Here is a 14,321-nt window from a genome sequence, read left to right as displayed (position 1 = left end):
CCTTCACGCCGCCGCGCGCAAACGGGCCAGGCTCTCGGGCGCGCCGCTGCACCGCACGGCCCGCCCGGGTCAGCGCACCCTCCCCCGTGGTTTCAGCGGTGTCGCCGGCAGCTCGGGGGCCGGCAGCGGAGTCCCGTCGTACCCCTTCACCTCCCCGAAACGTGTCCCGTCCGCCCAGTCCCGGCGGGCCTGGGCGATCTCCTCCTGGGACCGGCCGATCCAGTTCCAGAACATGATCAGTTCTTCCTCGAACGGCTCACCGCCCAGGAGCATCAGGTCCGCGTGCGCGTCCGCCCGCAGCGGCAGTTCGGCGCGGCCGCAGCCGAGGTAGAGCATCGAGCCCGGCGGCACCGGCACGCCGTCGACGTGGGCCTCGCCGGACATGGACAGCACGGCGTACTCGAAGTCCGGTTCCAGCGGCAGGCGGACGTCCGTGCCGCCGGACAGGGCCAGGTCCGCGCCGACGATCGGGGTGTACGTCGTGCCGGGCGAGGCCGTGCCGTCCAGCCCGCCGAGGACGAGCGTGGCGCGCAGGCCCGGTGCCGTGACGACCGGCAGGTCGGCGTGGTGCTCGAAGTGCGGGTCGGTGTGCCGGTGGGCGTCCGGGAGGGCCACCCACAGTTGCGCGCCATGCAGGAAACGGGCGTGTGACCTGGGGCTTTCCTCGGAGTGGCTGATGGCCCGGCCGGAGGTCATGAGGCCCAGTTCGCGCGGCCGGATGGTCTGGAGGCTGCCCGTGGAGTCGCGGTGCAGCACCTCCCCCTCGTGCAGCCAGCTCACGGTCTGCAGTCCCATGTGCGGGTGCGGGGGCACCTGCATGCCGGGCTCGTCGGCGATGTCGTCGGGGCCGTAGTGGTCGACGAAGCACCACGCGCCGACCATGCGCCGGCCGAGGTTGGGCAGCAGCCGCCGGACCTCGGTGGACTCACCGAGTCTCACGTGACGGGGGCTCAGGAGTTCACGTACCGGCTCCGCAGCCACGAAGCCACGGCCGCCGCACACCGCGGGGACCGGCTGCCGATCGAGATTGCTCATACCGCCCACCCAACCACGCCGCGGGCACCGCGTCAGAACCTGGGCGGAGCGGGACGCCTCAGTGGTCCCGGTACTCCTCCAGCAGCCGTAGCCACACCTCGCTGATCGTCGGGTACGGCGGGACCGCGTGCCACAGGCGGCTCACGGGGACCTGGCCCGCGACCACGACGGTGGCCGAATGGAGGAGCTCGCCGACTCCGGGTCCGACGAAGGTGACGCCGCGGACGATCTCCTCCTCCAGGTCGACGACCATGCGGGCGCGGCCCCGGTAGCCGTCGGCGTAGAGGCCCGCGCCCGCGACGGAGGAGAGGTCGACGTCCACGGCGCGGACGCGGTGGCCGGCCTGTTCCGCCTCGGCCAGGGACAGGCCGCAGGCCGCGGCCTCGGGGTCGGTGAAGACGACCTGCGGTACGGCGGCGTGGTCGGCGGTCGCGGCGTGCGCGCTCCAGGCATCCTGGTCCAGGACGCTCGTGCCGGAGGCGCGGGCGGCCATGGCGGCGCCCGCGATGCGCGCCTGGTATTTGCCCTGATGGGTGAGCAGGGCGCGGTGGTTGACGTCGCCGACCGCGTACAGCCAGTCGTGGCCGGTCACCCGGAGGCTGTCGTCGACGTCGAGCCAGGCGCCGGGTTCCAGGCCGACCGTGTCGAGGCCGATGTCGTCGGTGCGCGGGGCGCGGCCGGTCGCGAAGAGGATCTCGTCGGCCTCGACGCGGTCGCCGCCGTCGGTGACGACGACGACGGTGCCGTTCTCGCGGCGCACCGACTCCGCGGAGGTGCCGGTGCGGATGTCGGCGCCGGCTTCCGTGAGCGCCTCGGCGACCAGTTCACCGGCGAACGGCTCCATGCGGGGCAGCAGGCCCTTGCCGCGTACCAGGAGCGTGACCTGCGAGCCGAGGGCCTGCCAGGCCGTGGCCATCTCGACGGCGACCACACCGCCGCCGACCACGGCGAGCCGGCCGGGCACGGTCTTGGCGCTGGTGGCCTCCCGGCTGGTCCACGGCTTCACCGCGTCCAGGCCCGGCAGGCCGGGCAGGGCGGCGCGGCTCCCGGTGCAGACGGCGACCGCGTGCCGGGCGGTCAGGACCCGGTCGGCGCCGTCGGGGCCGGTCACGGTCACCGTGCGCGGCCCCGCGAGCCGCCCGTGCCCGCGGTAGAGGTCGGCGCCGATGCCGTCGAGCCACTGGACCTGGCCGTCGTCCCGCCAGTGGGAGGTGTACGTGTCGCGGTGGGCGAGGACCGCCGCCGCGTCGAGCGGACCGCGCACCGACCGGCTCAGGCCCGGCACGCGGCGGGCCTCGGCGCGTGCGATGACCGGGCGCAGCAGGGCCTTGCTGGGCATGCACGCCCAGTAGGAGCATTCGCCGCCGACCAGTTCACTCTCGACGACCGCGGTGGTCAGGCCGGCCGCGCGGGTGCGGTCGGCGACGTTCTCCCCCACCGGTCCGGCCCCGAGGACCACAACGTCGTACGCGATGGATTCCGTTTCCGTCATGGGGCCAGTGTGGTGGGTGGTGTGTGGCACGGCCACATGGGTACGTGCGCGGACACGTGCCTGTCCGGGCACGGAATACCTGCCTGTACAGCGGTGTTGTGCGGACGCTTCGCCCCCGACACCAGGAAGAGGGATCACGCCATGAGCAGCACCGTGGAGCTCACCAAGGAGAACTTCGACCAGATGGTCACGGACAACGAATTCGTCCTGATCGACTTCTGGGCGTCCTGGTGCGGTCCGTGCCGGCAGTTCGCCCCGGTCTACGAGAAGGCGGCGGGGGAGAACCCGGACCTGGTCTTCGGGAAGGTGGACACCGAGGCGCAGCCGGAGCTGGCCGCGGCCTTCGGTATCCAGTCGATTCCCACGCTGATGATCGTCCGTGACCAGGTGGCCGTGTTCGCCCAGCCGGGTGCGTTGCCCGAGGCCGCGCTGACGGATGTCATCGGGCAGGCGCGGAAGCTGGACATGGACGAGGTCCGCAAGGCGGCCGCGGAGCAGCAGGCCAAGGCGGAGGCGGAGCAGAAGGGCCAGTAGGGCCGTCCGGCCCCGGTTCACGCGCGCCTGTGGGGTCCGTGCGGCCACGTCCTCGGCGTCACGTGGACTCCCGGTGGACGACCGACGCCCCCAGCGCCTTGCGCTGTTCGGGTGCGGTGGCGGGGTCGCGGACGACGCGGTCGACCAGCTCGGCGAGGTCGCGCCCCGAGGGCAGTGCGATCCGGACGGTGCTCAGCCGGGGCCGCAGCAGCCGGCCGAGCATCAGGTCGTCGGCGCCGATCACGGCCGTCTCGCCGGGGACGGCGACGCCCTCGTCGCGCAGGGCGGCCATCAGCAGCATCGCGTACTCGTCGTTGTACGTGAATACCGCGTCGAGGCCGAGGTCCCGCCAGCGGGCGGCGAGCCGGGCGGCCGACTCCTCCTCGTGGGCGAGGGGGAGTTCGGTGACGGTGGCGCCGGTGCCGCGCAGGGCGCGCCGTACGCCTGCGAGGCGGGGCGCGGAGAACAGTTCCAGACCGGTTTCGCGGGGCATGACCACGCCGATGCGGCGCCTGCCTCGCTCGTAGAGGTGGCGGGCGGCGCGGTGGCCGACCGCCTGGTGGTCCATGAGCAGTGCGTGCGCGCCCTCGACGGACTCGGGGCCGAGGGTGACGACGGCGCGGGCGCCGGAGCGTTTGAGGACCGCGACACCCCGGGGGCCGAGCCCGGAGCCGGGCACGAGGACGGCGACCGGCCGCAGTTCGGCCCAGGCACGGGCGGCCTCGTCGTCGTGCGGGCCGGGCGTGCCGTACTGGACGACGGTGTAGTCGAGGCGGCTGAGCGCACACTGCAGTTCGGCGATGAAGCGGCTGTAGAGCGGCCCGACGGGGAAGTCCGGGGCGGGCATCAGGACCATGCGGCTGTGTCCGGCGCGCAGACTGCGGGCGGCGGCGTGCGGGACGTAGCCGAGTTCGCGCGCGGCGGCGTGCACCCGGCGACGGGTGGGTTCGCTGATGCGTACGGCTCTGGTCTTGTTGAGGACGTAGGAGACGGTCGCGCGGGAGACGCCGGCCAGGCGGGCGACATCGGCGCTCGTGGGCACGGCGTGCGGGGGCGACGGGGGTAAGGGGGGTGTCCCCTGCGCGCGCGGCGCCGGGAGGCCGGGATCGGTCGCGAGCGTCTTCGGTATCTGCACCATGGCGTACGGCATCTTGGCAGAAGCGCGGTGCGCGCTCGCGGCCGGGGGAAGCCGTGCGGGAACGTCCTGGTGACGGGCCGGGACCGGATGGGGCGGGCGCTATCGCCGCGTCGTGCGGGTCACCCTGGTGACCAGGTCGAGCCAGGCCGTCTCCAGCCGCTCCAGGGGCATGCCGCGCTGCTGGGTGAGGTGGTGGACGAGCGCCGGGTCGAGCGTGCTCAGCAGGGTGTGGGCGAGGAGTTCGCCGTCCGCGTCCGGGGCCGCCTCGCGCAGCAGCAGGGTGAGGTGGCCGCGCAGGAAGCGTCGGGGGGGCGGGGTGAAGCGGCGGTCCGGGGTGGGTTCGGCGGCGAGTTGCAGGTCGAGTTCGTCGGCCGTGCGGCGCAGCAGTGCGCAGCCGAAGGCCTTCAGACGCTCGACGGCCGGTGCTCCGGGGCCGAGCGGCGGGGGTCCGCCGAGCAGTGCGGCCTGGAACTTCTTCTCGGAGTGGTCCAGCAGGGCCAGGAGCAGGCCGGTGCGGTCGCCGAAGCGGCGGAAGACCGTGCCCTTGCCGACCGAGGCCGCGGCGGCCACCGCCTCCATCGTGAGGCAGCTCGCGCCGTGCTCGGCCACGAGGCGCTCGGCCGCCTCCAGCAGCCGGGCCCGGTTGCGTGCGGCGTCGGCGCGCAGGCAGGGCTCGTCGCCGGCGGAGCCGAGCTGGAGCAGTTCGACCTGCGGTGGGGGCTGGGCCTGCCCGGGGTTCGGGAGGGGACGCGGGGCGGCGGACATGACGCCAGCGTAAAGCATGGGGAACAAAACTGGACCGCGGTCCGTTTCAAGTGCTACAACAGAAGCGGACCTCGGTCCGTATTACTGCGGCGGTGCTACCGCGTTTGGGTCAACCAGGGAGTTCTCACCATGTCTGTTCGCATTCTCGCGCTCGTCGGCAGCCTTCGCGCCGGTTCCCACAACCGTCAGCTCGCGGAGGCGGCCGTCAAGCTCGCCCCCGAGGACGCCGACGTGGACCTGTTCGAGGGTCTGGCGGACATCCCGTTCTACAACGAGGACATCGACGTCGAGGGCTCCGTGCCGGCCGCCGCCGCGAAGCTGCGCGAGGCCGCGGGCTCCGCCGACGCGCTGCTGCTGTTCACGCCGGAGTACAACGGCACCATCCCGGCCGTGCTGAAGAACGCCATCGACTGGCTGTCCCGGCCGTACGGCGTCGGCGCGCTCACCGGCAAGCCGGTCGCCGTGGTGGGCACCGCCTTCGGCCAGTACGGCGGCGTCTGGGCGCAGGACGAGACGCGCAAGGCGCTGGGCGTGGCGGGCGGCAAGGTGCTGGAGGACGTCAAGCTGGCGATCCCGGGGTCCGTGACGCGTTTCGCGCAGACCCACCCGGCCGACGACGCCGAGGTCGCGGCCCAGCTGACCGAGGTCGTGGCCCGCGTGCACGGCCTGGCCGGGAGTTCGGCCGCCGCCTGACCGCCCGTCAGGCCCGCGAACGCCCCGGGAGTCCACGCCTTCGCGACGAGGCGGGTCGACTCCCGGGGCGTTGTCGCGCGCCGACGGCGAGTGACCCGCACCGGACGACGGCCGGCTCGCACGCCCGACCGGGAAGGGGCCGCAGCCGAGGACGGGTGGCCCGCGTCCCGGGACGGGGTGGCCCGCACACCGAGGGCGGACTCGCTCCGTCGCCGGGGTTGACCGTGCGGGCCCCACGTGCCACGTCCGCGGCCGGCGGTCTCTCCTGCGCCACCGCCGCCGACCCCGGCTCCCTCAGCTCGCGCAGGGCCACCTCCACCGCCGAGGTCGGGCGCGGAGGGCGGAGTGGCCGTCGGTCGAAGCGCGTGTCGCCGAGCGGGGGGTCGCGCGGGGTGGCCTTGATGACGGCCAGGTCGGCCGAAGTCGGCCTGGACGCGGACGGAGCGGGTGGCGCACCCTGACGGTGGCGCGACGGCCGGATCGGCGGCCGCCCCGCACCGGGCACCATGGACCGGGCGCACCGCTCGCTGCCGTATCCGCGCCGTGGACCGGGTGCGCCCCTGCCCGGACGCATACGCGTCAAGTCGTCCGCACGTAGCGACGTCACACGCGGAACTCACCGCGCACGACGCACAAGGAGTCTTCATGACCAGTACGACCGGCCCGGTCTGCCCGCACTGCGGCTGGCCGGACGGCGCCGAGCCCTTCCAGGTGGTGTCGTGCCACACCACCGCGGTCGGCAGCACGGTGTGGACGCGTTGCGGCTGCGGGTCGCTCCAGGTCCGTGTGACCGACGCGTGCGGCACCCGGATCGTCTCGCGCAGCAGGCCCCCGCTGAGCGAGTCCAGCCCGGCGTGGCAGTGACGCCGCCCGCCCGGGGCCACTGAGGGCGGCGCCCCGGCCGGGTGCGGGCCGCTGCTCGCCGTGAACGGCGGGCCGTTGCCCGCGATGAGGGCGGGGCCGCCGGGCGCCGTGAACGGTCCGCACCTCTCGCCCCGCGCGGACCTGCCTCTCCGTGTGCGGGCCCTCAGGCCGGCCGTCCCGCTGTATGCGGGCGCGGGTATTTTCGGATGCCCTACTCTGGAGTGCGGCCGTAACGGGATGCGGGTCGCCGGTTCGGACGGAGGACACAGGGACCATGACGGCGACGGATCCGGCACTCACCGCCCTCGCGCAGGGCTGGTGCGCCCTCTCCCTGCTGCACGGCAGGATCGAGGCCCACGTCGAACGCGCCCTGCAGGCCCGCCACGACCTGAGCGTGCGCGAGTACTCCCTGCTCGACGTCCTCAGCCGCCAGCACGACGGCGCCGGCGGACACCTCCAGATGAAACAGGTCGCCGACGCCGTCGTCCTCAGCCAGAGCGCCACCACCCGCCTCGTCACCCGCCTCGAAGACCGCGGCCTGCTCGAGCGCCACCTCTGCCCCACCGACCGCCGAGGCATCTACACCAACGTCACCGACACCGGCCTCACCCTCCTCCAGGAGGCCCGCCCCACCAACGCCGCCGCCCTCCGGGAGGCCCTCGACACGGCCGCCACCGACCCCGGACTCGCCCCGCTGGTGCGTGCGGTGGAATCACTGCACGTCCCCGCGTGAGCATCTGATCGCGTGAGTCCCCGGGATACAGACGTGAGTGCGCCGCGGCAGCCGCTGGCGGGGATCACCGTGGTCAGCGTGGAGCAGGCGGTCGCCGCGCCCTACGCCACCCGGCAGCTCGCCGACCTGGGCGCCCGGGTGATCAAGGTGGAACGGCCCGGCGAGGGCGACTTCGCCCGGCGCTACGACGCGAGCGTGCACGGCCACTCCAGCTATTTCGTGTGGCTCAACCGGTCGAAGGAGTCCCTGACCCTCGACCTCAAGGACCCGCGCGGCCTCGACGTCCTGTACGAACTCCTCGCCGGCGCCGACGTGTTCGTACAGAACCTCGCGCCGGGTGCCACGGAGCGGCTCGGCCTCGGCACGGCCGAGCTGACGCGCCGCTGCCCGCGCCTCGTCCCGTGCACGATCTCCGGCTACGGCACCACGGGGCCGTGGGCCGACCGCAAGGCGTACGACCTGCTGGTGCAGTGCCAGACCGGCCTGGTGTCCCTGACCGGCACGCCCGAGGAGACCGCCCGTACCGGGATCTCCGTCGCCGACATCGCGGCCGGGATGTACGCGTACAGCGGCGTCCTCACCGCGCTCTACACCCGCGCCACCACGGGCACCGCGCACCCGGTGGAGGTGTCGCTGTTCGAGGCGCTGGCCGAGTGGATGGGCCAGCCCGCGTACTACACCCGGTACGGCGGTGGCCAGCCGCCGCGGCTGGGCACGCAGCACGCCACCATCGCGCCGTACGGCACCTACCGCGCCGCCGACGGCAAGGAGGTGCTGTTCTCCGTCCAGAACGCACGCGAGTGGGCCGCCCTGTGCGCCGGCTTCCTCGGCCGGCCGGAGCTCACCGACGATCCGCGTTTCGCGACGGGCCCGGACCGGGTCGCCCACCGCACGGAGCTGAACGCCGTGGTCGCCGAGCGGTGCGCCCGCTCCGACGCCGCCGAGATCCTGACGGAACTCCAGGCCCTCGGCATCGCCTGCGCCGGCGTGAACGACATCGCCGCCTTCCTCGACCACCCGGTGCTGGCCGGCCGGGACCGCTGGCGTGAGGTCGCCGTGCCCGGCGGGGCGAGCGTCGAGGCGCTGCTGCCGCCGGCCGACCTGGCGGGGACGGCCCCGCGTATGGGCCCGGTACCGGCGGTCGGCGAGCACACCGACGCCATCCTGGCCGAGCTGGGGCGCTCCGGCGCCGACATCGCGGCACTGCGGGCGGACGGCGTGGTCTGAACGGCCGCCCCCGTGCACCCGCGCAGTCCTGCGCCCCTGCGGGCGGACGGCACGGTCCGAACGTCCGCCCGCGCACCCGTGGATCCCCGCGCGCCTCTGCTCACCTGCACACACGTGCACCTCTGGTGCGAGGCGGCATGGGCCCGCTCCCGACCCTGGCGGTCCGGCGCCCTAGCCTCGTCCCACCGTCCGCCCGGCGTGCAGGGCATCCAGTACGTCATCGTCCGTGAGCTGCTCGAAGTCGTCGTACCACTGGCCGACGGCCATGAACGTGTCCGGCCGGTGCGGGCAGACGACGAGATCCGCCTCGGAGCGGAGTGCCCTCGCCGCCTCCGGGGCGCCGACCGGCACGGCCAGCACGGTGCGTGCGGGGGCCCGGCGACGCAGGGCGCGCAGGGCGGCGCGGGCCGTCGACCCGGTCGCCAGCCCGTCGTCGACGACGATCACGGTGCGGCCCCGGACCTCCGGGGCGGGGCGGCCCTGCCGGTAGCGCTGCTCGCGGCGCCGCAACTCGGTCCGCTCCCGTTCCGCGACCGGCGCCAGATCGTCCGGGCCGAGGCCCAGCCGGTCCAGGGCGGCGCCGTCGTAGAGAGGCTCGCCGTCGCCGGCGAGCGCGCCGACGCCGTACTCCTCGTGGTGGGGCGCACCGATCTTCCGCACGACGAGTACGTCGAGGGGGGCGTGCAGGGCGTGGGCGACCTCGCGGGCCACGGGGACACCGCCGCGCGGCAGGGCGAGGACGACGGGGTCCGGCAGGTCGCCGCCGTCCTGGAGTTTCCGCAGCTCTTCGGCCAGTTCCCGTCCGGCCTGGCGACGATCACGGAACAGCATGGCCGTGGCGCCTCCTTCCCGCCTCCGCGTCCGTACGCGTATACGCGTCCGCGTCGAGGGCGAGATGCTGCCCGCCCCGCGGACGGGCCCCGCGTACCCCTCCTCCGCCGGCCGATGCACTCCGGGGTGCCGCGCCGACGCACGCCGGGCGCCGGGGCGCACGGCGGGAATGTCCCCGGTTCGGGCGCGTTTCCCGTGGGGCGGGTGAGGCAACCCGGCCACCTGCGCGGGCGAGGCACCCGCCACCGCGCCCGCCCGATCCCACCGACGCCCGGCCCCGGCGGGCGGAAGACCGCCCGAGCCACTGACGGGAGACCCCCGGATGACCACTCCACCCTCGCATCCGCCGCCCGACCGGCCGGCCCCGCGCATCGGCCTGCTCGGTTCCTACGGCGGTTTCAACATCGGGGACGAATCGATCCTGTCCTGCGTCCTGAACTGTCTGCGGTCCCAGCGGCCCGACGCCCAGCTGGTGGTGTTCAGCCGCGACGCCGAGCACACCCGGGCCCATCATCAAGCCGCCGACCAGGTGCTCGGCTGGGAAGGCGTGAGCCTCAGCCACGTGCTGGACACGCTGGCCTCCCTCGATCTGCTGGTGCTGGGCGGCGGCGGCATCCTCTACGACGGTGAGGCGCGCCGCTACCTGCGGCTGGTGCGGGCCGCCCAGGAACGCGGCGTGCGCACCTTCGCGTACGCGGTGGGCGCGGGGCCGCTGCGCGAGCCGGACGACCGGGAGGCCGTGCGGACCGTGCTGGCGGCCATGGACGACGTCGTGGTGCGCGACGAGGAGTCCCGGCTGGTGCTGGAGGAGGTCGGCCTGGAGCGGGACGTCGTCGTCACGGCGGACCCGGCGCTGCTGCTGACGCCCGAGCCGTTCACCGACACCATGATGCGCGACGAGGGCATCCCGACCGGTGCCCGGCTGGTCGGGATGTCGGTGCGGGAGCCCGGCCGGGCGGCGGAGAAGCTCGACGAGGGCGACTATCACGCGCTGCTCGCCGACGTCGCCGACTTCCTGGTGCGGCGGCTGGACGCGCACGTGGTGTTCCTGCCGATGGAACGGCACGACGTCCGGCACGCGCACGCCGTGCTGTCGCACATGACCGCACCCGGCCAGGGCCGCATCCTGCACGGCTCGTACAGCCCGGGGCAGGTGCTGGGCTTCATGCGCCATCTGGACCTGGCGGTCGGCATGCGGCTGCACTTCGTGATCTTCGCGTCGCTGGCCGGTCTGCCGGTGCTGCCGCTGCCGTACTCGGGGAAGGTGTTCGACTTCGCGCGCCGTACGGGTGCCCCGGCGCTGGTCGGGGTGGCGCGGGAACAGGCGGGGCTGCTGCTGGCGGAGGTGGACCGGCTGTGGGACGAGTTCCCGCAGCGACGGGAGGCTCTGCGCGTCCGCGTACAGGAACTGCGGGCGACGGCGACGGAGACCTGCGTACGGTGCGGGAACCTGCTGGACGACATCGACGACGAACGCGCGGACGCGGCCCCACGACCGTCGGAACCGGTGGCTGCGAACGAGCCGGGGGAACGGGCGGAGCCGGCCGCCCCGGTCGATGTCGCCGTCTCGTCGGCGGGCTCGCTGAGCGTGTGACCGGGCCGAAACGGAACGAGCCGGGCCGGACGATGGAGGGGAAGGACACAGATGCCGATCCTGCGAGAGCCGCCGCATCCGGAGTTCGTGACGCTGCCGCCCCGCCGAGCCCAGCACGGCGGCCGTACCGACGTCCTGGTGGTGGGCGGCGGCCCCGCCGGGTGCGCCGCTGCGGTGGCAGCCGCGGACGCCGGGGCGGACGTGGTGCTGGTGGAGCGGTACGGCTTCCTCGGCGGGAACGCGACCGTGGCGCTCGTGATGCCGCTGATGTCCTTCCACAACGAGCACAAGCAGGCCGCGTTCAGCGAGGCCGGTGACAACGCCCGGCTGCTGCCCACCGACCACGGCGAGGGCGAGCCGGTCGTCGCGGGCGTGCTGTGGCGGCTGATGGACCGGCTCCTGTCGCGCGGCGGCGCGCTGAAGCCGTCGCCCAGGACCGGGTACACGGTGCCGTTCGACCCGGAACTGTTCAAGATGGTGCTGCTCGACATGATGGACGACTCGGGCGTGCGGCTGCTGTTCCACGCGTTCGCGTCGACCGCGGTCGGGCTGGACGACGGCTGGCGGGTGGTGTTCGAGACCAAGTCGGGGCCGGTCGTCATCGACGCCGGGGTGGTGGTGGACTGTACCGGGGACGGCGACGTCGCGGCCGCCTGCGGGGCGCCGTACGAGATCGGGCGGCGGGAGGACGGGCTCGTACAGCCGATGACGCTGATGTTCCGCGTCGCGGACTTCGCCCGGCCGGACTTCGCGGACTACGTGCACGCCCATCCCGACCAGTGGCGCGGCGTACACGGCCTGTGGGACCTGGTGGAGGAGGCGCGGGCGGACGGCGACCTGCGGCTGCCGCGCGAGGACATCCTCTTCTTCGGCACGCCGCATCCGCGCGAGGTCAGCGTCAACAGCACTCGGGTGAACCGGGTGCTCGGCACCAGCGTGTGGGACCTGACCCGCGCCGAGTACACCGCCCGCCGCCAGCTCGCCCAGATCGACCGCTTCCTGCGCACGCGCGTGCCCGGCTTCGAGGAGTCGTACGTCGTGCAGAGCGGCACGCACATCGGTGTGCGGGAGAGCCGGCGGGTGCTGGGCGACTACCAGCTCACCGGTAACGACATCCTGAGCGCCCAGGCGTTCCCCGACGTGATCGCCCACGGCGCGTACCCGGTCGACATCCACAACCCGCGGGGCGCGGGCACGGTCCTCAAGCGCGTGCCGATGGGCCAGTTCTACGACGTCCCGCTGCGCTGTCTCGTGCCGCGCGGCACGGAACGGCTGCTGGTGGCGGGGCGCTGCATCTCCGGCACGCACGTCGCGCACTCCTCGTACCGGATCATGCCCATCGCGATGGCGACCGGACACGCCGCGGGGGTGTGCGCGGCCCTGACGGTCCGCCACGGCCACGGCCCCCGGGGGGTGCCGTACCGGCTGGTGCAGAAGGAACTGCTCCGCCAGGGGGCGCGGTTGCGGCTGGACACGTCGGCGGGTGAGTGAGGCGCGTCCGTCGTCCCCGCGACCGGCGGGCCCCGGTCCGCGCGGTGGCCCGGCAGGATGCCGCTGACGGAGCCGTCGTCAGTCCGTGGGGGCTCCGACGCGCTCCTCGCACCAGTGGCGGGCCACTGCGGCGACCTGTTCCAGCGCACCGGGTTCTTCGAACAGGTGGGTGGCGCCCGGCACCACGTGTACCTGGTGCGGGGCGCGCAGGCGCCTCGCCGCCTCCTCGTTGAGACGCAGCACCTCCGGGTCGTCGCCGCCGACGATCAGCAGGACGGGTGCGCGTACCGCGTCGAGGGCGCCGTACGCCAGGTCGGGCCGGCCGCCCCGGGACACCACGGCCACCACCCGGTCGGGGCGCTCGGCGGCGGCGACCAGGGCCGCGGCGGCGCCGGTGCTGGCGCCGAAGAGGGCGACGGGCAGCGCGGCCGTCCCGGGCCGGCCTGCGAGCCAGTCGATCGCCGCGACGAGCCGGCGGCCCAGCAGGGGGATGTCGAAGCGGTGCTCGGCGGTCAGCAGGTCCCGCTGCTCCTCCGGCTCGCTGAGCAGGTCCATCAGCAGGGTGCCGAGGCCCGCGGTGCGCAGGTCGGCGGCCACCCGACGGTTGCGGGGGCTGTGCCGGGAGCTGCCGCTGCCGTGGGCGAACAGCACCACGCCGCGTGCGGCGGCCGGCAGATCGAGGTCGCCGGCGAGCGACGTACCGCCGACGGGAACCCGGACCAGGTGGGAGATCATCGCGATCGCCCCTTCTCGGGTGGGGTGGGGGGCGTGGGGTGTGGTGCGGCCGTACGGCCGTCCGTCCCTGCGGCCGGGTACCCAGGAAGGCCGTCGGCAGGGCCGGTGTCCGGTCGCTTCCGCGCGGGGGCAGCATGCGTGCCGCGTGTCAGGGAAGTCGGTGGGCATGGTGGGTGAGGCGGACGACGACCGGCAGGTACGGCGGCAGGGCGAGAGCGGGCATCGCGCCGTGTCGCACCCCGAGGACATCCGCGTCGAGGCGTGGGCCGCGGACCGCGAGCGGTGTCTGGCGGAGGCGGTGGTGGGCATGGTGGAGTGCTTCGCCGACGTCTCCGGGGTACGGGCCACGGACGTGGACCGGCTGCGGCTGGACGACGGCAGCGACGACGATCTGCTGGCCACGCTGCTCGACGAGGTGATCTACCGGCTCGAGGTGCACGGGCAGGTCCCTGTGGACGTCGAGGCGGAGGACGCCGAGGGTGGCCTCGACATCCGGCTGTCGGTCGCCGGCCTCGCGGAGGTGCGGGTCACCGGGACCGCCCCGAGGTTCGTCGACTGGCAGGACCTGCACATCGGGCCGGACGCCTACGGGTGGTCGTGCGCGGTGACGCTGGACGCGTGAGGCGTGCCCGGGGCATCGGCCGGGCTGGTGCGTGACCGGGGCCGGGCGGTGCGGGCGATCAGGTGGGTCCGTCGCCCCGCTCGCGGCGCAGGCGGCGGCCGAGGACCCACAGGTTGACGGCCGCCAGCAGGGCGAACACCCCGCACATGACTGCCAGGACGACCAGATCGCCGCGGTCGAGGGCGTCGCCGGGTTCCGCCTCGGCGGCCAGTACGGCGAACAGGACGGCGGCCGCGGCGAAGAGCGGCAGGAAGAGGGCCGCCAGCAGCCGGCGGAGCCGGACCGCGCTCTGGGCGGTCACCGGTTCCGTGCCGGTACGCGGCCGGCGGCGCCCGAACGCGCCGGACCGTGATCTGGGCACCGGCGGCCGGGGGCGGCGGTCGGGGCGCCGAGTACGCACGCGGCCTCCTCACCCTGCTCGTCCGTCCCCACGGGGACTCCCGTCACCCGTGGACTCCTGCCCGCGTAGCCAGCACGCGGGCGCCCAAACCGGCCGGGGGCGACCCGCGCCGCGCCGGGGGCGACCCGCGCCGCGCCGGGGGCGACCCGCGCCGCGCCGGGGGCGAC

15 protein-coding genes are annotated in these 14,321 nt (G+C 74.5%); 8 read left to right on the top strand and 7 right to left on the bottom strand.

Going from position 1 to position 14,321, the window contains the following annotated elements; genetic code table 11:
• Positions 1-69: 69 nt before the first annotated feature.
• Both ABZ354_RS23850 and ABZ354_RS23845 read right to left on the bottom strand, forming a co-directional pair.
• Positions 70-1,035 carry a pirin family protein gene (locus ABZ354_RS23850; protein ID WP_358659890.1) on the bottom strand — a complete coding sequence of 322 codons (966 nt, stop codon included), beginning with the start codon at positions 1,033-1,035 and terminating at the stop codon, positions 70-72.
• A 58-nt stretch (positions 1,036-1,093) separates the two neighbouring features.
• On the bottom strand, positions 1,094-2,527 hold the full coding sequence (locus tag ABZ354_RS23845; RefSeq protein WP_358659888.1) for an NAD(P)/FAD-dependent oxidoreductase: 1,434 nt from the start codon (positions 2,525-2,527) through the stop codon (positions 1,094-1,096).
• Positions 2,528-2,668: 141 nt separating this feature from the next.
• Here ABZ354_RS23845 and trxA point away from each other — a divergent pair, with 141 nt between their 5' ends.
• A complete protein-coding gene (gene trxA / locus ABZ354_RS23840; protein WP_358659886.1) occupies positions 2,669-3,061 on the top strand; it encodes a thioredoxin in 393 nt (130 codons plus the stop codon).
• Between the two features lie 58 nt (positions 3,062-3,119).
• On the opposite strand, the gene ABZ354_RS23835 is transcribed toward trxA, so the two are convergent.
• Complete coding sequence (locus ABZ354_RS23835) at positions 3,120-4,211, bottom strand: LacI family DNA-binding transcriptional regulator (RefSeq protein ID WP_358659884.1); 1,092 nt, start codon at positions 4,209-4,211, stop codon at positions 3,120-3,122.
• Between the two features lie 87 nt (positions 4,212-4,298).
• Complete coding sequence (locus tag ABZ354_RS23830; RefSeq protein WP_358659882.1) at positions 4,299-4,964, bottom strand: helix-turn-helix domain-containing protein; 666 nt, start codon at positions 4,962-4,964, stop codon at positions 4,299-4,301.
• Between the two features lie 129 nt (positions 4,965-5,093).
• Here ABZ354_RS23830 and ABZ354_RS23825 point away from each other — a divergent pair, with 129 nt between their 5' ends.
• The 4 genes from ABZ354_RS23825 to ABZ354_RS23810 all read left to right on the top strand — a co-directional run bounded on the left by ABZ354_RS23825 (position 5,094) and on the right by ABZ354_RS23810 (position 8,481).
• Positions 5,094-5,657, top strand: coding sequence for an NAD(P)H-dependent oxidoreductase (locus tag ABZ354_RS23825; RefSeq protein WP_358659880.1), 564 nt, complete (start codon positions 5,094-5,096; stop codon positions 5,655-5,657).
• A 645-nt stretch (positions 5,658-6,302) separates the two neighbouring features.
• Entirely contained in the window at positions 6,303-6,521 is a 219-nt protein-coding gene (locus ABZ354_RS23820) for a hypothetical protein (protein ID WP_358659878.1), read from the top strand.
• Positions 6,522-6,795: 274 nt separating this feature from the next.
• On the top strand, positions 6,796-7,254 hold the full coding sequence (locus ABZ354_RS23815; RefSeq protein WP_358659876.1) for a MarR family transcriptional regulator: 459 nt from the start codon (positions 6,796-6,798) through the stop codon (positions 7,252-7,254).
• 33 nt (positions 7,255-7,287) lie between these two features.
• The gene (locus ABZ354_RS23810; protein WP_358659874.1) at positions 7,288-8,481 is read left to right on the top strand and encodes a CaiB/BaiF CoA-transferase family protein; all 1,194 of its coding nucleotides are present in this window, start codon (positions 7,288-7,290) and stop codon (positions 8,479-8,481) included.
• Between the two features lie 171 nt (positions 8,482-8,652).
• Here ABZ354_RS23810 and ABZ354_RS23805 read toward each other — a convergent pair whose 3' ends face one another.
• The gene (locus ABZ354_RS23805) at positions 8,653-9,312 is read right to left on the bottom strand and encodes a phosphoribosyltransferase family protein (protein ID WP_358659871.1); all 660 of its coding nucleotides are present in this window, start codon (positions 9,310-9,312) and stop codon (positions 8,653-8,655) included.
• Between the two features lie 322 nt (positions 9,313-9,634).
• Between ABZ354_RS23805 and ABZ354_RS23800 the strand changes: the two genes are divergently transcribed.
• Both ABZ354_RS23800 and ABZ354_RS23795 read left to right on the top strand, forming a co-directional pair.
• Complete coding sequence (locus ABZ354_RS23800; protein ID WP_358659869.1) at positions 9,635-10,906, top strand: polysaccharide pyruvyl transferase family protein; 1,272 nt, start codon at positions 9,635-9,637, stop codon at positions 10,904-10,906.
• Positions 10,907-10,957: 51 nt separating this feature from the next.
• Positions 10,958-12,397, top strand: coding sequence for an FAD-dependent oxidoreductase (locus ABZ354_RS23795; RefSeq protein WP_358659867.1), 1,440 nt, complete (start codon positions 10,958-10,960; stop codon positions 12,395-12,397).
• 78 nt (positions 12,398-12,475) lie between these two features.
• Here ABZ354_RS23795 and ABZ354_RS23790 read toward each other — a convergent pair whose 3' ends face one another.
• Positions 12,476-13,132, bottom strand: coding sequence for a dienelactone hydrolase family protein (locus ABZ354_RS23790; RefSeq protein WP_358659865.1), 657 nt, complete (start codon positions 13,130-13,132; stop codon positions 12,476-12,478).
• Positions 13,133-13,298: 166 nt separating this feature from the next.
• On the opposite strand from ABZ354_RS23790, the gene ABZ354_RS23785 reads away from it, so the two are divergent.
• Entirely contained in the window at positions 13,299-13,754 is a 456-nt protein-coding gene (locus ABZ354_RS23785; protein WP_358659976.1) for an archease, read from the top strand.
• Between the two features lie 58 nt (positions 13,755-13,812).
• Here the strand turns inward: ABZ354_RS23785 and ABZ354_RS23780 are convergent, their stop codons facing one another.
• Positions 13,813-14,115, bottom strand: a complete 303-nt coding sequence (locus ABZ354_RS23780) for a DUF6343 family protein (RefSeq protein ID WP_358659974.1) — start codon at positions 14,113-14,115, stop codon at positions 13,813-13,815.
• Between the last annotated feature and the right edge of the window lie 206 nt (positions 14,116-14,321).

Source organism: Streptomyces sp. NPDC005925, from assembly GCF_040638805.1.
Taxonomy (GTDB): Bacteria; Actinomycetota; Actinomycetes; order Streptomycetales; family Streptomycetaceae; genus Streptomyces.
This window is presented reverse-complemented; position numbering and strand designations above follow the sequence as displayed.